This is a genomic window from Bacillus sp. AFS012607 (assembly GCF_002558005.1).
Lineage (GTDB): Bacteria > Bacillota > Bacilli > Bacillales > Bacillaceae_G > Bacillus_A > Bacillus_A thuringiensis_S.
Map to the genome: position 1 here is coordinate 37,289 of NZ_NTVM01000023.1, position 22,549 is coordinate 59,837.

Here is a 22,549-nt window from a genome sequence, read left to right on the forward strand (position 1 = left end):
AGAGAAGGTGAGATTTAAATGAATCTAGTAAAAAAAGGTGCTGCTCTATTAATGGTAGCAACAATGGCATTATCTAGTGTCGCTTGTTCAAATAGTAAAACAGAGGGAAAACCTGAAGCACAGGCAAAAGTAGCACCAGTTGAAAAAAATGGTGATAAAACAGTAATTCGCTTCTGGCATGCGATGGGTGGAAAAACACAAGGAGTACTAGAGGGTCTTGTTGCAGACTATAATAAGTCGCAAAATAAATACGAGATAAAGGCAGAGTTCCAAGGGACATATGAAGAGTCTTTAACGAAATTTAGAACGATGTCTGCAACGAAAGAAGCGCCAGCTCTTGTTCAATCGAGTGAAATTACAACGAAATATATGATTGATAGCAAAAAAATCACACCAATTGATAGCTGGATAAAAAAAGATAAGTACGATACGTCAAAATTAGAAAAAGCAATTACAAATTATTATTCAGTTGATGGAAAAATGTATTCTATGCCATTTAATTCATCTACACCAGTATTAATTTATAATAAAGATGCTTTCGCAAAGGCGGGCTTAGATCCAGAGAAAGCTCCAAAAACATATGCGGAATTACAAGAAGCAGCGAAAAAGTTAACGATTAAAGAAGGCGGAAATGTAAAACAATATGGATTCTCCATGCTTAACTATGGTTGGTTCTTTGAAGAGTTGTTAGCGACACAAGGTGCTTTATATGTAAATAACGAAAACGGCCGTAAAGATGCTGCAAAGAAGGCGGTATTTAACGGTAAAGAAGGACAGAAAGTATTTGGAATGTTAGATGATTTAAATAAAGCTGGCGCACTTGGAAAGTATGGAGCAAGTTGGGATGATATTCGTGCTGCGTTCCAGTCTGGACAAGTTGCTATGTATTTAGATTCTTCAGCAGGTGTTCGTGATTTAATTGATGCATCTAAGTTTAATGTAGGTGTTTCATATATTCCATATCCAGAGGATTCGAAACAAAATGGTGTTGTCATTGGAGGCGCATCATTATGGATGACGAATATGGTTTCAGAAGAAACGCAACAAGGTGCTTGGGACTTTATGAAATATTTAACGAAGCCAGACGTACAAGCGAAATGGCATACGGCAACAGGCTATTTCTCAATTAATCCAGATGCATATAATGAGCCGTTAGTAAAAGAGCAATATGAAAAATATCCACAGTTGAAAGTAACGGTAGATCAACTGCAAGCGACCAAGCAATCTCCAGCAACACAAGGTGCTTTAATTAGTGTATTCCCAGAATCACGAGATGCAGTTGTAAAAGCATTGGAAGCAATGTATGACGGAAAGAATAGTAAAGAGGCGTTAGATGAAGCTGCCAAAGCAACAGATAGAGCAATTAGCATTTCAGCTCGTACGAGTCAAAAATAAGAGAAAGCCGTATCCTTAAAAGGGATACGGCTTTCTTTATAGGGAGATAAGGGATCAAAGAAATGATGAAGTCTTATCTCTTTTATATGAGTAAAGGGTCTAGAGTGAATGTTGTCCTTTTCATTATTTATTCAACTCCATTGCGACTTGTTTACCATTTACGAAAACCTCTACTATCGCTACTACAACTTCCATTACTTTTTTCATCTCTCATCTCTCCTTGTTTTTTGTTTCATTTCTTACTCTCAGTATAAGGAGATACAGTAATTACAACTATCGAATTGGATGACAAGAGACTTACATTGTTGTAAGGATAATAGTTTAGTTTGTAATAAAGTGAAACTTTAATCAATGGGGCTTTTCTTCATCCCCCAATGATTATTAGCCCTCACCAATCGGGCTTTTACGGGCAGCCCTACCCCCACCTAACTTCTTTGCTTCTGCTGAATTTTGAGGTGGGGGTCTTACTGCCCGTTAATGCGAGATAAATTTAATTCAAGGTTAAGATTCGGAATTTTCCGTTGTTTTGAACTATAATTAGAAAGAGGGGGGATAATATGAAAAGAATTCTTGTTATTAGTGATATTCATGGAGAAATAGAAAAGTTCGAACAGTTGTTGAAAGAAGCTCAATATGATGCGAAACAGGATCAATTAATCTTACTGGGAGATTATGTAGATCGTGGTCCAAATGCGCGTGCTGTAATTGAAAAGGTAAAAGAATTGAAAGAAGAGGGAGCTCTCATTTTAAAAGGAAATCATGAAGATATGATGATTAAGGCGTTAACGACAAATGAGGAACGTTCATGGAACCATTGGGTAAAAAGAAATGGTGGAGATAAGACATTATATAGTTATGGATTTCTAGAAGAAGATATTGTGGTTAATGAGAAAGACTTCCAAAAACCGATTTTACAATCTTCTGTATTAGAGGAACATATAAAGTTTATTCAAGAATTAGATCATTACATTGAAACAGAAGAGTATATATTTGTACATGCTGGGGTTGAGCCGATGAAACGAGTTTCTGAATCTGAACCATATACGTTAATGTGGATCCGTAATGAATTTCATAATGGATATAGCGGTGAAAAGGTTGTTGTATTTGGGCATACGGAAACAAAAACGCTTCATAGTAGTGAGGATTGCGGAGTGTATTTTGGTAGTAATCGTATTATTGGAATTGATGGCGGGGCTGTGTATGGTGGTCAGCTAAATTGTTTGGAGTTGCCAAGTAAAAAGGTATATGTAATAAAAAATTGAAAGAGATAAGAGGAATCTTATTTCTTTCAATTTTTTATTAAGGTAAATTTAAGACAAAGTTTTTATAATAAAATTTCAAAATTTTAGAAGGAAATAGTTGAAAATGAAATTACGTAATATAACTACATTCTTTTGTTATGAAGAGAAGAAATGTAATAATAAATAGAATTGAACTATTTGATGGAAGGTGAGAGCATGCGCTTACTTGTAGTAGAAGATAATACTTCGTTATTAGAGTCTATCGTACAAATTTTGCGTGATGAATTTGAAGTAGATACGGCAATAAATGGAGAAGATGGATTGTTTTTAGCGCTTCAAAATATATATGATGCAATTTTGTTGGATGTGATGATGCCAGGGATGGACGGATTTGAAGTGATTCAAAAAATACGTGATGAAAAGATTGAAACACCAGTCCTGTTTTTGACAGCGAGAGATTCTTTAGAAGATCGGGTGAAGGGATTGGACTTTGGTGGAGATGACTATATCGTTAAGCCATTTCAGGCCCCTGAATTAAAAGCGAGAATTCGCGCTTTACTACGCAGAAGTGGTAGTTTAACAACGCAGCAAACGATTCGCTATAAAGGGATTGAATTGTTCGGAAAAGATAAAGACGTTCAAGTAGATGGACAAGGTATTAAGTTGACATTGAAACAATATGAGCTACTAGAGTATCTCATTCAAAATAGCGGGAAGATTTTAATGCGTGAACAAATTTTTGATCGTGTTTGGGGATTTGATTCAGATACGACAGTAGCAATTGTAGAAGTGTATGTGCATCATTTACGTAAAAAATTAGAGCCATTCGGTTATCAGAAAGATATTCAAACCGTTCGAGGTATTGGATATATATTAAAAGAACAATGAAAAAAGGAAGTATGTTTCAAAAGACACGCATTCGTTTGACTATAGTGAATTCATTAGTATTTATCCTATTAATAGGTATATTAGGCAGTATTATTTATTCATACACATATAAGCGTATTTATAATGAAGTGGATCAATCTATAAAAATGATGGCTCAGTATAGAGAAAAATTAGATGTTAAAATACCACCAAGAAAACGCATAGAGAATATCCAGATTGGAGATCCGCGAGTAACTAGAATAACTTGGAATGGGAAAATAGTGAAAATAGAGGGCGATAACCGTAAATTCCGTTCTATTTTTGAAGAGAATTTGGAAAAGTTTTCTCCAAAAAAATTAGGGGAGTTACAAGATATTGAAGTACAAGGACGATATTTTAGAGCATTTTCGCTTCAAAAAGATGGAGAAATAGTTCAAATCGTGCGAGATATAACAGCGGAAGAAAGAATGTTAAATACTTTATTTTTAATCCTCGTTATAGGTTGTAGCATAGGAAGCCTCTGTGCGATAGGTATCGGCTTTTTCCTAGCTGGCAGAGCACTTGTACCTATTCAAAATTCATGGGAGAAACAGCAGCAATTCGTTTCTGATGCATCACATGAACTAAGGACACCGCTTGCAGTTATTCAATCAAAAACGGATGTGTTATTCCAATCACCATCCGCTACGATAGAAGAAAAAGCGATGGATATTTCTACAATTTCAAAAGAATGTAGGCGGTTATCGAAACTCGTTAGTAATTTATTATTGCTAGCACGTTCTGATTCTAATCAAATTGAGATGGATAAGAAAACATTTGAACTTGATAAATTGTTAGAAGAAATAGTAGCTCCATATAAAGAGATTGCTTCTTATCAGGAAAAAGAAATGATACTAAAAGTAGAACGTGGTGTATCTTTTATGGGGGATAGAGAGCGGATTCATCAAATGATGGTCATACTGTTAGATAATGCGATGAAGTATACAAACGAAGGTGGGCATATTCAAATAGATTGTACGCAAACGAGTAGTTCAATTCGTATACAGGTGAAGGATGACGGGATAGGAGTGAAAGAAGAAGATATTCCGAAATTATTTGATCGTTTTTATCAAGGGGATAAAGCAAGAAGTACGTCAGAAGGAGCTGGATTAGGTCTTTCAATCGCAAATTGGATTGTAGAAAAGCATTATGGAAAAATATCAGTAGAGAGCAGATGGGGAAATGGCACTTGTTTTGAAGTGATTTTTCCTAAAAATCAAAAAATATAAGTAAGAAGACGATCTTGTTTTTACAAGGTCGTCTTTTTTTTAAGGGAAAGTTAAGAAACTATTTATATTATGTATGGCATAAAGAACGTTCGTTACATGAAGAAGAGACTAGGTGTATGTGAGTGGATTTTATCAATCATAATGTTATCTCAAGCAGCGATGAGATGTATGTATAGTATTAAAAAAATTATGGGAATGCTGAAAAAGAAAGTGTAAGAGGGAGGAATTAATTTTGAAAAAGAAAATGATGACGGTATTCACTATTGGAGTAATGAGTTTAAGCATATTAGGGGGTGCCTCTCCTTCTGAAACACAAAAAGGAAAGACAGATTACACGCAGCGCAGTAAAGAACAATTGAACAATGGTAAGATACATGCAGTGCATACAGAAGAAAAAGCAGAGGAACTAGGTATTGAAACGGAAGGAAAAGAACAAATTACATTAGAAAAAGAAATTCATGAAACAGAAGTAGGAAGGGAAGCAGAGCAGTTAGGTATTTCGATTGAAGGAAAAGATGTTGGGATGCTGTCAGAAGAAATCTATGAAACAAAAGTAAAGCAAGAAGCGTTAAAGCTAGGTATATCTATAGAGAATACATCAATTGTAGATTTAATTACTCAAATTAATACGATTAAAATTAAAGATGAAGCAGATAAATTAGGAATTTCTACAGATGGAAAAGAAATTGAAGACATCGCGGAAGAAATCTACGGAACGAAAGTAAGAGAAGAAGCAGGAAAGTTAGACATTTCTCAAAAAGGAAAAGAAATTGAAGAGTTAGCACAAGAAGTGTACGAACAAAAAGTACAGGAAGAAGCAAAAAAATATCATATTGATTTGTACGGTAAAGATATATATCAAATATTAAAAGAAATTAATGAACAAAAGGTGCTACAAATGGCAGATGAGCTTAATATGGATAAAATGAATATGAATATTCAAGAGTTAGCGGAAAAGATAAAAAAAGATCAGCCTGAAAAAGGAAAAGAACTAAATTTTGTACCGATGATTAGAACGGATGCTGACGCATTTTATTCTTATTTAACGAATTAATAAGGGCGTGAAAGTGATAAGAAAATTGAAGTGGTATATATGTACAGCTTTACTAGGTGCAGCAATATGGAGTGTATATACAAATGGAATTCCAAAGTATGTAGAGAAGTTTACATTCTCAAATATACAAAGAGGAAAAGAAACGGAGTTTAGTAATAACGATGAAAAAGTCATCTTATCAAATGTTCCATTAATTCAGCAGTTACCAGAATTGGATAGAGGCTGTGAAGTGACAAGTTTAGCAATGATGTTACAATACGCTGGTGTTTCAGTGGATAAGATGACATTAGCAAATGAAATAAAAAAAGTTGATTTTATAGACGATGGTGTGCGCGGGAATCCAAATGAAGGATTTGTAGGTAATATTTATACATTCTCTGAATCAGGATATGGTGTATATCATGGGCCACTTTTTCAGTTAGCAGAAAAATATTTACCTAATAAAGCTGTAGACTTAACTGGGAAGAATATAGAAGAGATTTATAAGAGTGTAAAAGCAGGGAAACCGGTAGTCATGATTACGAATGCAACATTTGCACCATTAGATGAAGATGAATTTACTACATGGGAAACAAATAGTGGAGATGTTTCTATTACGTATAATGAACATTGTATTGTACTTATTGGGTATGATCAGGAATCTGTATATATTCGAGATCCACTTGAGGATAGCTTAGATGTAAAAGTACCGAGAGAAAGCTTTGAACAGGCATGGGTGCAAATGGGGAGTCAGGCAATTAGTTATGTAAAGAGCTCCAAATAAATTAGGATGAAGAGTTTTAGTAAGATGACTATAAGGCGAAGGATAGAGATTGAAGATTATAAGAGAAATTTTTTAGAGTAGAAGCTGTTGAGAAATAAGAGAACTTTAGTATATATAATGCTAAAGTTCTCTTATTTTATGATTAAAATCCTTATTAAGGAGTGAATATGGAAAAATGCATAATTGACGAAAAATTTACATGTTATCATTATATATTGTTTTATGTATGTTAATTGTATAAAATGACACAAGTATCCACATTACATAAAGGAGGCTTATTATGCAAAAAATATTTAACTGGGTTAAATGTATGAGTATCAAGAAAAAATTAATCATTTCATTTTTTATTATTTTAACTATACCAGGAATTATTATCGGTGGTGTTTCATATCAAACTGCCAAAACAAATTTTGAACATCAAATGACAGATAAAGCAAAGGAGAATATTTCAGTTTTAAATACTGTTATTTCTCAAAATATAGAAGAGAAATTTGTTGATGCGACGTATTTTGCAGACATCTTAACAGAGGATACATATCCAAATGGACAAGAAGAGATAGTGAGAACGAAGTTAGCACAATATATAAAGCTTCATCCAGAAGTAGAAGGTATTTATATTGGAACGCAGACGGGAAAGTTTATAAGAGAACCATTTATCCAAATGGCTGATGGGTATAATCCAACAGATAGATCTTGGTATAAAGAAGCACATGAAAATAAAGGGAAAGTAATTGTTACTGCACCATATCAATCAGCATCTACAAAAAATATGGTAGTGACCATTGCGAAAGAAGTAAAAGATGGTAAAGGTGTTATAGGAATTAACTTAAATTTAGATAACATCTTAAAAATTTCCAAAATGATTAACATTGGTGAAAAAGGTTATGCAGTTATTTTAGATCAAAATAAGCAAATTGTTAGTCATCCATCTAGAAAACCAGGTGCGAAAGTTACTGATCCTTGGGTTAAACCAATTTATGAAGATAAACAAGGAAATGTGTCTTATACAGAACAAGATGATAAAAAGAATTTAATCTTTGCAACAAATGAAAAAACCGGCTGGAAAGTAGTTGGAGTTATGTTCGATGAAGAAATTACCCAAGCTGCCAGTCCAGTGTTTTATAAGACTTTAATTGTTATTGCTATCGCTATTGCATTTGGTAGTGTATTAATTTATTTCATTACAAGGTCTATTACAGGGCCATTACGAAAAATAGCTGAATCAGCATATAAAATTAGTAAGGGAGATTTAACAGAGAAAATTACAATCCATTCTAAGGATGACATAGGGAAATTAGGGACTTCATTTAATGAAATGTCTACGTCTTTACAAGATGTTATTACCCAAATTAGCTTTTCAGCAGAACATGTCGCGGCATCGGCTGAGGAGTTAACAGCGAGCGTACAGCAAGCAAATGATGCGACAGATCAAATTACAATTGCAATGGAACAAGTATCAGGTGGGGCTGAATCACAAAGTCAAGGTGTTGAAGAAGGTGCGGCTACATTACAACAAGTAAATACAGCAATTCAAGATGTAACCGGAAGCGCAGAGTCAATTTCTATTTCCTCATTACATGCGAGAGAAAGAGCTGAAGAGGGAGAAGATTTAGTTGAACAAACTGCAAAACAAATGCAGTCTATTTCTAGGTCGGTATCCGAGTCAGATGCTATTATTAAACTTCTTGATGAGAAATCAAAGCAAGTAGGAGCTATTTCTGAAGCAATTCAAAACATAGCTACTCAAACGAACTTATTAGCTTTAAATGCGGCTATTGAAGCAGCAAGAGCAGGTGAACAGGGTCGAGGATTTGCTATTGTAGCAGATGAGGTTAGAAAATTAGCAGAGCAATCAGGAGAGTCATCTGGAGAGATTGCAAATTTAATTGCAGAAATTAAGGCGGATATTGAACATACTGTTAAGGCAATGGATAATGTGAATGGAGAAGTTCAACAAGGCCTTGATGTTGTAACAAAAACGAAAGTAAGTTTTACGGAAATTTTAAGTTCTACTACACATATTGTTTCTCAAGTTAATCAAATGGTAGAAACAACGAAGAGAATTGCTGGAGATGCAAATGAAGTGACAAATGCTATTGATGAAATTGCAGCGGCTGCAGAAGAAAATACAGCTAGTATGCAAAGTGTTGCGGCTTCAACAGAAGAACAGGTTAATTCAATGGAGGAAATTAGTTCAGCTTCGCAAAACTTAGCTGGGATGGCCGAAGAACTACAAGCGATGACTAGTAAATTTAAAGTATAATAACAGCAGATAAGTAAGGTGAAAATAATATCACCTTACTTATTTTTCTATTCAGCAATTAGGGGAGTCATTAACGGGATGAAAAAAAGAAAAAGACTATGGAATTTGTGGAAAACGATTACATTGTTAGTTTGTACAGTTGTAATTTTTTCTTTACTTGTGACAGATATATTAATTAGTCATAATGTAGAACGGGCGACGGAGGATAGCCAAGCAGAGAAAGCAAAAACAATTGCACACATTGTGGCGAATGATTCAATTGTAATCAATGGCTTGGTTGGGAAAGCGGATACTCCTGCAATCCAAACGTATACAAATAGGATATTAAAAAACACAGGTGTTCAATTTATTGTAGTTATGGACATGGATGGAATAAGAAAATCTCATCCAGATCCTCAAAAAATAGGTCGTCATTTCATTGGTGGGGACGAAGGGCCTGCATTGAAAGGAAAAGAACATGTATCGTTAGCAGAAGGAACTTTAGGTATTTCCATGCGAGTGTTTGTACCAATATTTTCTGAAACAGGTGAACAACTTGGAGCAGTGGCCGTTGGTATTTCAGCAGATAATGTAAAAGAGAGAGTTAAGGAAAGTAGACATATCATTTATATTGGTGTCGGAGTTGGAGTATTAGTCGGAATTATAGGAGCAATATTGCTAGCTAGACATATCAAGAAAAGTTTATTCGGTCTTGAGCCGCACAGGATAGCAAAAATTCTTGAAGAAAGAAATACGATGCTACAATCTGTAAAGGAGGGGATCATTGCTGTAGATAAAGAGGCTAGAGTAACGTTAATTAATAATGAAGCAAAACGTCTATTTAAAAAAAGTGGACTTGAAGAAAATTTTATCGGTAAAGATGTTGAGTTGTATATGCCAAATTCACGTATAAAAGAAGTATTGCAAACGGGAGAAGTACAATTAAACGAAGAACAAAATATTTATGGAATTACGATTGTGACGAATCGAGTTCCTTTATATGTAAAAGGAGAAATAGTGGGTGCAATTGCAACATTTCGTGATAAAACAGAGATTAGAAAACTAGCAGAGGAACTAACTGGTATTAGACTATATGCAGAAGCATTACGGGCACAATCTCATGAGTTTATGAATAAGATGCATGTCGTATTAGGGCTTACACATATGAAACAGTATGAAGAATTACAGAAGTATATAAGCGGTATGGTATCAGAGCATCAATATGAAATTGGTGGAGTTATGAAAAGAATAAAAAGTCCAGTATTTGCTGGTTTTTTACTAGGTAAGCTCAGCTATGCTAGAGAGAAAAATATAAAATTAATTATAAGTGAAGATTCTTATATGCCGGAAATAGATGATGAAAGTATTACTCATGAACTTATTACGATTGTCGGAAATTTAATTGATAATGCATTAGAAGCAGTGACGAATTGTGAAAAGAAGCAAGTTGAAATTGAGATACAACATGGGGATATATTAACTATTACAGTACAAGATACGGGAAAAGGTATACAAGAAAAAGAAATAGAGGAATTATTTACGAAAGGTTATTCCACAAAGGGAGATAACCGGGGTTATGGTTTGTATCTTGTAAAAGAAAGTATACAGCGAATAAATGGGGAAATTCATATGCATTCATTAGTAGGAAAGGGAACAACGATAACAATTGAAATACCTAAAGGTAGGGATGAGAGGCAAATATGATTAAAGTTTTAATTGTAGAAGATGACCCGATGGTAGCAATGTTAAATACGCACTATTTAGAGCAAGTAGGAGGGTTTGAACTTGTTCAAGCAGTTAACTCAGTAAAGTCGGCGATAGAAGTATTAGAGACATCACGAGTGGATTTAGTATTACTTGATATTTTTATGCCTGAAGAGACTGGGTTTGAGCTTTTAATGTATATCCGGAACCAAGAAAAAGAAATCGATATAATGATGATTTCAGCTGTACATGATATGGGGAGTATTAAAAAAGCATTACAATATGGAGTTGTAGATTATTTAATTAAACCATTTACATTTGAACGATTTAAAGAGGCATTAACTATATATCGAGAAAAATTTACTTTCATGAAAGAACAACAAAAAATTAGTCAATCGGAATTAGATTCGTTAATTTTACAAAAAGAAAAAAGAGAGCCTACTGTCACTAAAGAGCTTCCGAAAGGGTTAACGAAGCAAACGTTGCAATTAATTTGGCAGAAGATCGAGTCGCTGAATGGAAGAGTGTTTACAACAGATGAAATGGCACAATTAGTTGGAATTTCAAGAGTTTCTATTCGAAAATATGTAATGTTTTTGACTGACATTGGGGTGTTAGAAAACGAAATGATGTACCAACATGTGGGAAGACCTGTAAGTAAATTAAGATGTGTTGATCAAAAGAAAATAGAGTTTTACGTATAAGCGACTTAGTATAAGTCGCTTATACTTTTTTTAATTACAAAATCAATTACAAAACTTACAAAAACTATTTTTACTATTGAAAGCGTTTTAATATTGTTATTAAGAAAACGAGGGGGTGCCATATGGGAATTCAAAAGAATGTGGAAGCGGTATCATTTTCTGAAGGAAATGAAGTACAAAGAGAATCTTTCGCTTCTAAAATTATGAATGTAAAAATCGGTGTTATACCTTTACCGTTATATGTAGTATTGGCTGCTATTATTTATGGGGCATCTGTATATAATAAATTGCCAGCAGATATGATTGGTGGATTTGCAGTTATTATGATCATGGGGATTTTCTTAGGCGATATTGGGATGAGAATTCCAATTTTAAAAAATATCGGCGGTCCAGCAATACTTTCGTTATTTATTCCATCATTACTTGTATTTTTTAACTGGATGAATCCAGCTTCAATGGAAGCTGCGACAATGTTAATGAAAAAATCGAACTTTTTATATCTATATATTTCTTGTTTAGTAGTCGGAAGTATTTTAGGAATGAACCGTAAAGTGTTAGTACAAGGTTTCGTTCGTATGTTTATTCCTTTAGTAGTAGGGACGTTAGCTTCTGTAGCAGTAGGATTATTGGTCGGTTCACTATTTGGATTTGAAATGAAGCAGACATTCTTCTTTATCATCGTACCAATTGTGAGTGGTGGTATCGGGGAAGGAATTTTACCATTGTCGCTAGCTTATAGTGATATTTTAAATGAATCATCAGCAACGTTTGTATCACAGCTTATTCCAGCAGCTATTATTGGAAATATGTTCGCAATTGTAAGTGCAGGGTATATGAAGCGTTTAGGTGAGAAGAAACCGGAGCTTAGTGGTAACGGTGTATTAGTGAAAACGGACAATCAAGCAGAATTATTAAAAGAACAAAATACAGAGAAGCCAATTGACTTCTCATTAATGGGAGCAGGTTTATTAATTGCGTGTACGTTCTTCATCTTCGGAGGATTTGCTTCTAAGTTCATCGGTATTCCTGGGGCAATCATTATGATTTTCTCAGCAGCACTTGTGAAATACTTTAAATTAATGCCAGCGAAAATGGAGCAAGGAGCATTCCATTTATATAAATTTATTTCAAAAAATTTAACTTGGCCTTTAATGGTTGGATTAGGATTGCTATATATTCCGTTAAAAGACGTAGCAGCAGTTCTTTCAGTAGGATATGTTGTTGTGTGTGCATCGGTTGTTCTTACAATGGTAGCATCAGGTTTTCTTGTAGGGAAAGTGATGAAAATGTATCCAGTTGAATCAGCGATTGTAACTGGATGTCATAGCGGTTTAGGTGGAACTGGAGATGTCGCTATTTTATCGGCTTCAAATCGTATGGAATTAATGCCGTTCGCGCAAATTTCTACTCGTTTAGGCGGGGCAGCAATGGTTGTAACAGCGACAATATTATTAAAGATGTTTTCATGATTAAACAAGCTAGCTATATTCATATAGCTAGCTTGTCAAATTAAGGGGAGATTATAAGTATGTTAGCAAATCAAATTAATGAAAGATCATTGTTATTGCATAAAGAGTTAGTAGGGAAAATTGAAATTACAAGTAAAGTGGAGGTAAATTCAGCGGATGATTTAAGCCTGACGTATACACCAGGTGTAGCTGAGTCTTGTAAAGCAATTGCGGCAGATGAAGAAACGGTGTATGACTATACAGCACGTGGTAATATGGTGGCGGTTGTCTCAGATGGAACAGCGGTACTTGGTTTAGGAAACATTGGACCAAAAGCGGCTATGCCTGTTATGGAAGGAAAAAGTATTTTGTTTAAGAAGTTTGCGAATGTAGATGCTTTCCCATTATGTTTAGGCACAACGGATGTAGATGAAATCGTTACCCTTGTAAAAAATTTAGAGCCTACATTTGCAGGGATTAATTTAGAAGATATTGCAGCACCACGTTGTTTTGAAATTGAAAAACGATTAAAAGAAGAAACGAATATTCCTATATTCCATGATGATCAACATGGAACAGCTATTGTCGTTTTAGCAGCTGTTATTAATGCATTAAAAGTTGTTAGCAAACAAATGGATAATGTAAAAATCGTTATTAACGGTGCGGGTTCGGCAGGAATTGCAATTGGAAAATTATTATTAAAGGCTGGTGCAAAGTACATTACATTAGTTAGCTTAGAAGGTATTGTTTGTGAAGGTGAAACATGGATGAACGAAGCGCAAATTGAAGTTTCAAAAAAGACAAATCGTGAACATGTGCGTGGAACGTTAAAAGAAGCGATTCACCAAGCTGATATTTTTATTGGCGTATCTGCTCCTAACGTATTAACGAAAGAACTTGTACAGACGATGAATGAGAAAGCAATTGTGTTTGCAATGGCGAATCCAATTCCAGAAATCTTCCCTGAGGATGCATTAGAGGCTGGGGCAGCTGTAGTAGGAACTGGGCGCTCGGATTATGCGAATCAAGTAAATAATGTATTGGCGTTTCCCGGAATATTCCGCGGTGCGTTAGATGTGCGCGCGACTGATATTACAGAAGAGATGAAATTAGCGGCAGCATATGGGATCGCTAACATCATTACGGACGAAGAACGTAATGCGAATTATGTAATCCCGAATCCATTAGATAAAAGAGTTGTTCCAAGTGTTGCAGAAGCAGTAGCGAAAGCAGCTATTGATTCAGGCGTGGCGCAAATTACGAAAATAACAAGTTATTAATAGCTAAAAGCAGTGCCTAAAAAGGCACTGCTTTTTTGAGATAAGAAATCAAAATAATGAAGAAGTGTAGAATTATTTATGTTTCTTCACTATTTATTTAATTCCATTGCAACTTGTTTACCATTTACTAAAACCTCAGTTACTGCTACGATCACTTCTATCATTTTTTTCATCTCTCATCTCTCCTCGTTTCATTTCTTACTTTAAGTATAAGAGAAGAGAGATAATTCAACTATCGAAGTACATGACGTAGAAATTACATTGTTGTAAGAAAGTGGTTTATTTTTGTCACTTTACTCAGCGGTGATTACAAACTGATCATAATATTTTTCATTCACATATATATTTAATAACCATAATCCAGATGAAGGTAGTGACATAGCGAGAGGGAGTTCGCTTGTAGTAGAATCGATTGTATTTGAAGTAGTCCAAGTTTGTTTGGAAGTTTCTTTTTGAAAGAGTACTGGTGTTGGAGTTACAGATCCTTGTTTTAGCGCAATAATAGACAATTTTCCAGTTGGTATTTCAGAATCTAGAAAGTACCACATTATTTCATTTTGTTCATTTGCGATAATAGGACTATCAGCCATTGCGATTTTTTTTTCGATGCCTTTTAAAGGTATTTTTCCGTCTATGAATGAGGGTGCTTCTTCCCAATTTACATCTTTTAAAACACTAAGGTGAAAGAAGGAAGGTGCGTTCACTTGAGTGGATGATGTTGTGACAGCTTCTGTTTTAGGTACTTTTGAATCAGGTTGTGCTTGTGTGCATCCAGTGATGAGGAAGGAGAGAAGTAGCATAGTTCCGATTTTTTTCATGGTGCCACACTCCTAGTTTTTATTGTTAGTGTAATTGTATTTGCTAGAAGGCGGGACAATTCCTTTAAATTATAAAAAGAGGTCGTAAGTTTTGTACGACCTCTTTTGACATTTTTTATCCCGTAAAAGCCCGATTGGTGTAGGTTAATAATCTGTGGGGGGGATGAACAAACCCACACTGATTAAAGTTTCACCTTATATTTGTTCCGTTGTATAGGTTGGTTCGGTTTCTTTTTGAGGCATCGTCAAAAAAATAACGGACAGAACGATACATACGCCGCCTAATAATTGATATGTTCCAAAAGATTCATTTAGCCAAGTGATTGAAACGATGGCAGCTACAAGGGGTTCAATGCTAGATAAAATGCTTGTTTCTGTTGCGGCTAAATATTTCAGACTACCGATATAAAGAAGGAAAGAAAGAGTACCGCTTATAATGATAAGAATAAGCATAGAAAAAGTTTTTGGTGTAAAGGTTTGTGAAAGCTGAGTCCATCCAAACGAACTATTACAAATAAGCAGGGCGATGCCGCCGATTAACATCCCCCAGCCAATTACTATGGTTGTTCCGCATGCTTTAATAAGCGAAGCTGGATGGAGGGTATAAAATGCAAATCCGATTGCTGTTAATAGTCCAAAAATAATAGCTTCTTTAGATAAAACAACATTTTCAATTGAGCCATTTGTAATAATGAAGTATGTCCCTGTTAGCGCAGTTATAATTGCGAATAGTTGCATAGAAGCAGGGAATTTTCTTTGTTCAAATGTAACATACATGGTAATAAGAACAGGACCTAGAAATTGAAATAGCGTTGCTGTGACCGCGTTACTAATATGAACCGTTTCGATAAAGGCGTATTGTGCACCGAGCATGCCGAGAATAGAGAAAATAATAAGTTGTATAGAATATCTAGGGTGTTTCCAAATTTGAAATATGTTTTGTTTCTTTGTAAGTAAGAAAGACAAAATAAATATTCCTGCAAGCAACAAGCGAATTGTTAAAAAATCAATTGAGGATACATTAGTATGCTGAAATAGCCACTGAATCATTGGACCAGATAATCCCCATAATGTAGCCCCTGTAATAATCATAATAAGTCCGATACGTCTACCATTGTTCATTATCATGTTTCTCCTCTCCGGTATTTGATTTTTTATGTGTGACATGATAAAAGGAATTATATATAACTTCTGGTACTGTAAAAAGTATCAGATTTTAGTTTTATTAAGGGGTCAGATATTATGTTAGAATTAACGCCTAATTTAAATGTGAATAGTAAAAAGGCATTATATGTGCAATTGTATGAGTATATAAAAAAAGAAATTAAAGATGGATCGATTGTACCTTTTACGAAATTACCAGCTAAGCGAAAGTTAGCGATACATTTACAAGTAAGTAAAAATACAGTAGAGGCAGCGTACGAACAATTACTTGCAGAAGGTTATATTGAGTCGATATCGAGAAAAGGTTATTTTGTATGCAAGATTGAGCAAATGGTTCATGTAGAGGATTGCGGAGAGAGAATAGAAGAAGTACCGTTTCAGGAGAAGAGTTATAAATTTGACTTTACACAAACAGGAATTGATACAAATGCTTTTCCATTCAATATGTATCGGAAAATTGTAAATGAAGTATGGCAGCCGCATAATAACGAACTTCTCTTTCTAGGACACCCTCAAGGGGAAGCGAGCTTAAGAGAAGAGATTACGAATTATTTGTATGAATCTAGAGGTGTGCGTTGTTCAGCTAGTCAAATTGTATTAGGAGCGGGAACACAAATATTAGTGAAACTATTGTTTCAATTGTTAAAGGGAAGCAATTATGCAGTTGAAAACCCAGGGTATCATAGGAAGATGGTTGTTTTTGAACAGGGAGAAGCAAGAGTCCAAATGTTATCTTTAGATAGAGATGGAATTTGTATTGCAGATTTAGAAAATAGCAATGCGAATGTTGTATTTGTTACACCTTCCCATCAGTTTCCATATGGAATGATTATGCCTATTACGAGAAGGATGCAGCTCTTACAATGGGCAAAGAAAGAAGAGGGCAGGTATATGATTGAAGATGATTATGATAGTGAATTTCGCTATTCTGGAAAGCCTATACCGGCGCTACAAGGGTTAGATACAGAGGGGAAAGTTATTTATATGGGGACGCTATCTAAAGCATTATTGCCATCGCTACGGATGAGCTATATGGTGTTGCCGAAGAAATTAATTAAAAAGTATCAACAGCAATATTTATTTTATACACAAAGTGTTTCAAGAATGGACCAAGAAGTGATTAGAAGATTTTTAAATGAAGGCTATTGGGAAAAACATATTCATAAAATGCGTGTCGTCTACCGAAAGAAGAGAGATCGACTTGTTTTTGAAATAGAGAAGTATTTCTCTAATCGTGTTGAAGTGATAGGAGAAGATTCGGGATTACACATTTTATTAAAAGTGCATAACGGAATGCGGGAAGAAGAATTAATTCAAGAAGCTGCGAAACATAGTATCAAAATATATCCTGTGTCTACGTACTATAAAGACGGTACGGCGCCTGAGAGTGTAGTTTTACTTGGGTTTGCGATATTATCAGAGGAAGAAATTGCGAAAGCGATTCAATTATTACACACGGCATGGTTTACCAGAAAGTAAAAAAACATCCTCCAAACATGAGGATGTTTTTTATTATTTATTTTCATCTAAGAATAAGACCATATGCTCTTCGTCCCAATATTGTCCGTTATATTTTAATGAACGTTCTTGTACACCGAATGTTTTAAAACCTAATGATTCATAAAGTTTTTTCGCTCCATCGTTGCCAACAACAACATCAAGCATAACTTGTTCTACTTCTAAAGATTTAGCAAGCTCAAGACATTCTTTAATAAGTGCTTTTCCTGCTCCAAGTCCACGTGCTTTTGGAGATACATATACAGAACCGATTTTAGCTTTATGTTCTTGTTTTACATATGGTTTCGTTTCCAGTGTTGCAACCCCGATTAATTTTCCATCTTTAAATGCACCTAGCGTATAGTTTTCATCTTGTGCTAATTTTTGTGCTTTATATTCAATCGCACACTCTTTATTAATAATATCTTCATAAGAAGAGCTGAATGCTTCAGGGTTTTGCTTTAATCCTTCTACGCGAAGTTCTAAGTAAATTTCTGCTTCGTCTTTTGTTAATACATGGATATCCAATTATATCACCCTCCAAATCTTTGCAAATGTACCTTTATTTTATATTGAAATAAGAATAATTTCAAAAGCTTAGCTTATATGAGCTGTTTTTATGAACAAAATAACACCAGTAGTGTTTACTACTACTGGTGTTTTCACACGCATATTATTCAAAAGGTAGCTCGATTATAAAGTTTGTTCCCGCTCCTAATTGGCTTGTTACTAGAATAGAACCGTTATGCAATTCTACAATTTCCTTTGCAACAGCTAGCCCGATACCTTTTCCGCCTGTAGCTCGTGTTCTAGATTTATCGACACGATAAAAGCGGTCAAAAATATGCGGGATATCTTCTTCAGGAATACCTTCACCTTCATCTTGTACACTTATTGTAAAAGAATCTGTTTCCATGAGTACACGTATCGTAATAGATGTGTTTTCTGGCGAATGTTGATAAGCGTTGTGTAATAAATTTAACATAACTTGTTCCATACGTCTTTCGTCTATACAAACTTCTAAATCATCTTTGCAATATACATGAAGTTGCATTTGCTTATTCGTTAATGTTGTTTTTGTTTTTTCAACCATTCGTTCTAAAAATGGCTGAAGAAGCACTTTTTGTTTTTTTATAACAAATTGGTGTTGTTCTAATTGTACAAGCATAAATAAATCTTGGACGAGATCGGTTACACTATCCGTTTCATCCTCAATGATTTGTAAGTATTCTTCTCGCTCCTCTTTTGTTAAAGAGTCTCTCTTTGCTACCTTTGCATAACCCTTCATATAGGTCAATGGAGTTAATAGTTCATGAGCGACACTAGCGAGAAATTCATTGCGCTCTTTTTTCATATACGTAAGTTCACTCGATAAATCTTCAATTGTTTTTGCTAAACTTCCGAGTTCATCATTCCGTTTAATACCTAATTGAATTGGTTTATTTAATTTTGACATTTTTTCTGTCGCTCTCTTCATTTTTACAAGTGGTTCTGTAATAACGCGTGAAAAAACAAAGACAGAAATTGTTGTTAAAATAATTGTTAAAACGCTAATGATAAGAAATTGGTTCATGAGTTTAAGTAACATATTTTCTAGGAAAGATGTTTTTAATAGCATATATAGCTTTCCTTGAAACTTTGTTGTGTTAAGTGGGCTTACTGTTGTGATGAACTTTGATTTTTTCCAGTTTCTTTCAACGACCAATCCGCCGTCTGGGACAGTTTCTGTTTTACAAGTAAGTTGTTTTTGCATATCTTTTGTTACGGGTTCTGAGGTGGAAATAATTTTGCCGTTATGGTCAGTAATAATGATAGCTATATCGGAGTTAGAAATTGATTCCGATTCAACTAAGTGTGCAGCCTCATTCGTAATATCGAACTCAGGATACACAGGACGTTTAGGATTTTTATTATGTTCAGCGTGTTTCATTTCTTTATAATATTCATCCCGTCTCTCGCGGCTTTTAATTTTTTTACTATAGCGATTACCTTTCTCTAAAAGAGCATCTGTTTCCTCTACAATACGCATTTTTGAAAGGCTTTTATAAAAAGATACGAAAGCAATTGTTTCAATACATAAAGCTAATATTAAAAAGTATGTCCCAATTTTAAGGGAAAGTTTACTCATTTTTTCACCATACCTTATTCATAATAAAGAGTCAGTGGTATACGATTTCCCACTGACCGAAGTAATTATTCACTTTTCCATTTATATCCGACTTTATAGACCGTTTCTAGGTAATCTTCAATTGGAAATCCTTTTTTGCGTAGTTTATCACGGATATTACGAATGTGTGAATCAATTGTTCTATATTCGATATCTGTTTCATAGCCCCAAATTTTTTCGATTAAATCATCTCGGCTATAAGCACGGTTTGTATTTTGCAAAAATAATCCGAGTAACGAAAATTCGATAGGAGTTAATGAGATTTTTTCATCATAAACTGTGACAGTATGTTTCGTTTTATCCCACTCAATACCATTGAAACTAACAAAGCCATCTTTCTTTGTACGGCGTAATATAGCCTCGATTCGTGCGACTAATACATGCTCATCAAATGGTTTTGTAATATAATCATCTGCGCCCATCGTGAGGCCTTTCACCATATCGTAGTTTTGGTTGCGAGCTGTTAACATAATGATAGGAACGTTGGAAATTTGACGAATTTGATAGCAAGTATCCCATCCATCCATACTTGGCATCATAACATCTAATAAAATAATATCGAATTCTTTTTGTTCGATTAATTTTAGTGCTTCAAGGCCAGAGGTAGCTTTCATACAAAAATAGCCGCGAGGGCTTAAGAACAGATCTAATAATCGTAACATACGTTCTTCATCGTCTACTAATAAAATTTTTACCATAATCTTGTGCACCCCAAACTGTTCATTCTACTTGTATAGTTTACATGAAAATAGTCAACTACCCCCACTGAAATGAATCGTTTCAGTGGGGGCTTGAGTTTGAACGCTAGGTCTTTTCGTCCATCGCTAGACAGTTTGACGCTCTAGCATTCATGCCACCTTATGGTAACACCCCAAGTATGTTTTTGGTTGGTACTGGCAACGAATGATTGTTTTCCCACTTGCACCACCCTTTCGAAAAAGAGCAATTCTCCCTTGTGGAAGAAGCAACCACTCAGATGAATCTGGCGTGTGCTACAAGCCCCGACAAGTCGAGTACATATGGATGGTTGACGCACCCACTAAGCTATGCGCGAAGCAACAGCCTTACGTTTTTGCACTTCTAATAGAATCGGCGTTTTCACTTTAAGATTCTCTTTCAATTCTACCACTTTTGATTTGTGCAATGTATTCAGCGCACCATTAATATCAGCGTGGATACATGTTCCTGCTTTACTTTGGTACAGACCACGAGTCATTCGTTTGCCACTAAAGTGATAGTGTGTCCTATCATCCTTAGTCCAAACTGGAACCGGATCTTTATCAAGAAAACTAGCTTTTGAAGTATAGCTTTCTTCTTGTTTGAAAAACCGGATGCCTTCTTTTATACATTTATTCTCAATTGCCGCAATCAGTTTATGAAACGGGATTTGAACAAATTGTTGATTATTCTTTTTTCCCATATCTGATTTTTGTTTCCAACCAGCGTTATAACCTACTACAACCGTATCTACACTACATTCTTTCACTTTTTTAAACAACAAGCCTACAGTTTGTGAAATGTAACCATTTATTTGCCTTTCCCGTTTATGCCAAAGTGCAGCCATTTTGTTCGTTACAACTCGTTTTGAAATTCCGTTTTCAACATTTTTCTGTTGCAGACTACGTATCATTTTATTGAAGTATTGGTTAATGGCTTTTAGTTTTTTACCATCAATTAAAAATGTATCACCTGTATTGGTTACGCAACTTACTAATCTGTCTACACCTAAATCGCAACTCAAAGCGTTATTCGTAGTCGTGGATGTTTTCTTCATTTGAGAAACGTGCATCTCATATGTGTAATGCACCTCAAAGAACCGACCTTTTTGCTTCGGTACAAGCTCAATGTAGGAGATTTTTTTATGTCTTAAGTTTTTCGGCATACGTATTTTAATGGAACCGAATTTTTTTCTGAATGCAACACTCATCGGAATCAGCCAATACCCGTTATCATCCACTTTTGGCACTTGATAGATTTCAATGATTCGTTTGTCAGTTGAATGAGAATAATTCGGAAAATTAGGACGCCCTGTGAATGCTTCAGGATTTTTCTTCCACGTTTCCAATGCCTTAAAAAAGCTCTTCACTTCTGCATATAAGGCTCTACGAATAGCCTGCACAGAGTTTGATTGCACGCCCCAGTAGTTCATATCGGCTTGCATGGCGGTATCTACTTCTTTTACAGTAGCCATTTTATTATGGTTCAAATAACTTTGTTTCATCGTGTACAATCCAACATTTCGCAATGCTTTTGAACTATGTGACATGCGTTGCAGTAAGCGGAATTCTTTTGCAGTCAGACTAGCTCGTCCGATATTTTGTTTCTGCGTGAATCGTTGCATGTTTTCTCTTTTCTTTTGTTTGCGTAATACTTTCACTGCTTTCTTTTTAACCATTGTTTTCACCACCTTTCTCAGAGAGTTCATTAAAATTATTTCTTCCCTAAGATAATATTTGAAATGAAACGGAACAAAATGTGAATATAGTCTTCATCGTAATTCCTTTTGGCTCAAGTAACCGAATGATTATCATTATTCAATTTCGTTGTTTTACGATCTATACCCTCCTTATCTAAGAGTAGATTGTATCGTAAGACAAAAAGAAACAAAAAAGTTCAGCCTTATTGACTGACGGCAATTCATCTCCACCTGAATTGTTGGGTTTCACCCGTAACACAAATCAGATGGAGTCTTCTTGCCGAAAAGGATAAAAACTCTTTTTATGTGATTGAATGGAGGGCTGATTTTTTCGCTCAGAGTAATTGACATAAAAAATGCACTAGTTTTGCACAACTATTTTTTATAATAGAAAACGTAGCGACACAAAATACCCTATGTTGCGACATAACGTCATGTCATTTTATTTATAAAATGACAATTCCATTCTATTGTGTATGTGAGATAGAGAGGGTTTTCGTATTCACCTCGCATCGGATAAG

The 22,549-nt window shown here is 34.9% G+C and carries 18 protein-coding genes; 12 read left to right on the forward strand and 6 right to left on the reverse strand.

The genetic code is table 11. From position 1 onward, the window contains the following. The first annotated feature begins 18 nt into the window (after nucleotides 1-18). From CN409_RS24235 to CN409_RS24285, 11 genes are all read left to right on the forward strand, one after another. On the forward strand, nucleotides 19-1,395 hold the full coding sequence (locus tag CN409_RS24235; protein WP_001055010.1) for an ABC transporter substrate-binding protein: 1,377 nt from the start codon (nucleotides 19-21) through the stop codon (nucleotides 1,393-1,395). A gap of 557 nt (nucleotides 1,396-1,952) precedes the next feature. Beyond that, nucleotides 1,953-2,657 carry a metallophosphoesterase family protein gene (locus CN409_RS24240; RefSeq protein WP_000821983.1) on the forward strand — a complete coding sequence of 235 codons (705 nt, stop codon included), beginning with the start codon at nucleotides 1,953-1,955 and terminating at the stop codon, nucleotides 2,655-2,657. A 195-nt stretch (nucleotides 2,658-2,852) separates the two neighbouring features. Then, nucleotides 2,853-3,524, forward strand: a complete 672-nt coding sequence (locus CN409_RS24245; protein WP_002162940.1) for a response regulator transcription factor — start codon at nucleotides 2,853-2,855, stop codon at nucleotides 3,522-3,524. Beyond that, a complete protein-coding gene (locus tag CN409_RS24250; RefSeq protein ID WP_000715828.1) occupies nucleotides 3,521-4,771 on the forward strand; it encodes a sensor histidine kinase in 1,251 nt (416 codons plus the stop codon). The genes CN409_RS24245 and CN409_RS24250 overlap by 4 nt, the downstream gene beginning before the upstream one ends. 232 nt (nucleotides 4,772-5,003) lie before the next feature. Beyond that, a complete protein-coding gene (locus tag CN409_RS24255) occupies nucleotides 5,004-5,825 on the forward strand; it encodes a hypothetical protein (RefSeq protein ID WP_000728579.1) in 822 nt (273 codons plus the stop codon). A 7-nt stretch (nucleotides 5,826-5,832) separates the two neighbouring features. Continuing rightward, nucleotides 5,833-6,588 carry a C39 family peptidase gene (locus tag CN409_RS24260; RefSeq protein WP_003255893.1) on the forward strand — a complete coding sequence of 252 codons (756 nt, stop codon included), beginning with the start codon at nucleotides 5,833-5,835 and terminating at the stop codon, nucleotides 6,586-6,588. A 280-nt stretch (nucleotides 6,589-6,868) separates the two neighbouring features. Beyond that, nucleotides 6,869-8,851, forward strand: coding sequence for a methyl-accepting chemotaxis protein (locus CN409_RS24265; RefSeq protein WP_001169182.1), 1,983 nt, complete (start codon nucleotides 6,869-6,871; stop codon nucleotides 8,849-8,851). Nucleotides 8,852-8,929: 78 nt separating this feature from the next. Beyond that, nucleotides 8,930-10,534, forward strand: coding sequence for a sensor histidine kinase (locus CN409_RS24270; RefSeq protein ID WP_000746398.1), 1,605 nt, complete (start codon nucleotides 8,930-8,932; stop codon nucleotides 10,532-10,534). Beyond that, the gene (locus CN409_RS24275; RefSeq protein ID WP_000598691.1) at nucleotides 10,531-11,238 is read left to right on the forward strand and encodes a response regulator; all 708 of its coding nucleotides are present in this window, start codon (nucleotides 10,531-10,533) and stop codon (nucleotides 11,236-11,238) included. The genes CN409_RS24270 and CN409_RS24275 overlap by 4 nt, the downstream gene beginning before the upstream one ends. 122 nt (nucleotides 11,239-11,360) lie before the next feature. Then, nucleotides 11,361-12,707 (forward strand): 2-hydroxycarboxylate transporter family protein, encoded by a 1,347-nt coding sequence (locus tag CN409_RS24280; RefSeq protein WP_000512725.1) that lies wholly within the window; start codon nucleotides 11,361-11,363, stop codon nucleotides 12,705-12,707. A gap of 59 nt (nucleotides 12,708-12,766) precedes the next feature. Next, a complete protein-coding gene (locus CN409_RS24285; protein ID WP_000880775.1) occupies nucleotides 12,767-13,966 on the forward strand; it encodes an NAD(P)-dependent malic enzyme in 1,200 nt (399 codons plus the stop codon). A 293-nt stretch (nucleotides 13,967-14,259) separates the two neighbouring features. On the opposite strand, the gene CN409_RS24290 is transcribed toward CN409_RS24285, so the two are convergent. Both CN409_RS24290 and CN409_RS24295 read right to left on the reverse strand, forming a co-directional pair. Beyond that, nucleotides 14,260-14,784, reverse strand: coding sequence for a DUF4871 domain-containing protein (locus CN409_RS24290; RefSeq protein ID WP_000719685.1), 525 nt, complete (start codon nucleotides 14,782-14,784; stop codon nucleotides 14,260-14,262). A gap of 195 nt (nucleotides 14,785-14,979) precedes the next feature. Beyond that, complete coding sequence (locus CN409_RS24295) at nucleotides 14,980-15,906, reverse strand: DMT family transporter (protein ID WP_097981462.1); 927 nt, start codon at nucleotides 15,904-15,906, stop codon at nucleotides 14,980-14,982. A 120-nt stretch (nucleotides 15,907-16,026) separates the two neighbouring features. On the opposite strand from CN409_RS24295, the gene pdxR reads away from it, so the two are divergent. Next, nucleotides 16,027-17,427, forward strand: coding sequence for a MocR-like pyridoxine biosynthesis transcription factor PdxR (pdxR, locus tag CN409_RS24300; RefSeq protein ID WP_000891922.1), 1,401 nt, complete (start codon nucleotides 16,027-16,029; stop codon nucleotides 17,425-17,427). Between the two features lie 33 nt (nucleotides 17,428-17,460). Here the strand turns inward: pdxR and CN409_RS24305 are convergent, their stop codons facing one another. From CN409_RS24305 to CN409_RS24325, 4 genes are all read right to left on the reverse strand, one after another. After that, the gene (locus CN409_RS24305; RefSeq protein ID WP_000351212.1) at nucleotides 17,461-17,973 is read right to left on the reverse strand and encodes a GNAT family N-acetyltransferase; all 513 of its coding nucleotides are present in this window, start codon (nucleotides 17,971-17,973) and stop codon (nucleotides 17,461-17,463) included. A 145-nt stretch (nucleotides 17,974-18,118) separates the two neighbouring features. Continuing rightward, nucleotides 18,119-19,573 carry a HAMP domain-containing sensor histidine kinase gene (locus CN409_RS24310; RefSeq protein WP_000041024.1) on the reverse strand — a complete coding sequence of 485 codons (1,455 nt, stop codon included), beginning with the start codon at nucleotides 19,571-19,573 and terminating at the stop codon, nucleotides 18,119-18,121. Nucleotides 19,574-19,638: 65 nt separating this feature from the next. Then, complete coding sequence (locus CN409_RS24315) at nucleotides 19,639-20,310, reverse strand: response regulator transcription factor (RefSeq protein WP_000238957.1); 672 nt, start codon at nucleotides 20,308-20,310, stop codon at nucleotides 19,639-19,641. Between the two features lie 341 nt (nucleotides 20,311-20,651). Then, nucleotides 20,652-22,007 carry an RNA-guided endonuclease TnpB family protein gene (locus tag CN409_RS24325; RefSeq protein WP_042597091.1) on the reverse strand — a complete coding sequence of 452 codons (1,356 nt, stop codon included), beginning with the start codon at nucleotides 22,005-22,007 and terminating at the stop codon, nucleotides 20,652-20,654. Nucleotides 22,008-22,549 lie beyond the last annotated feature (542 nt).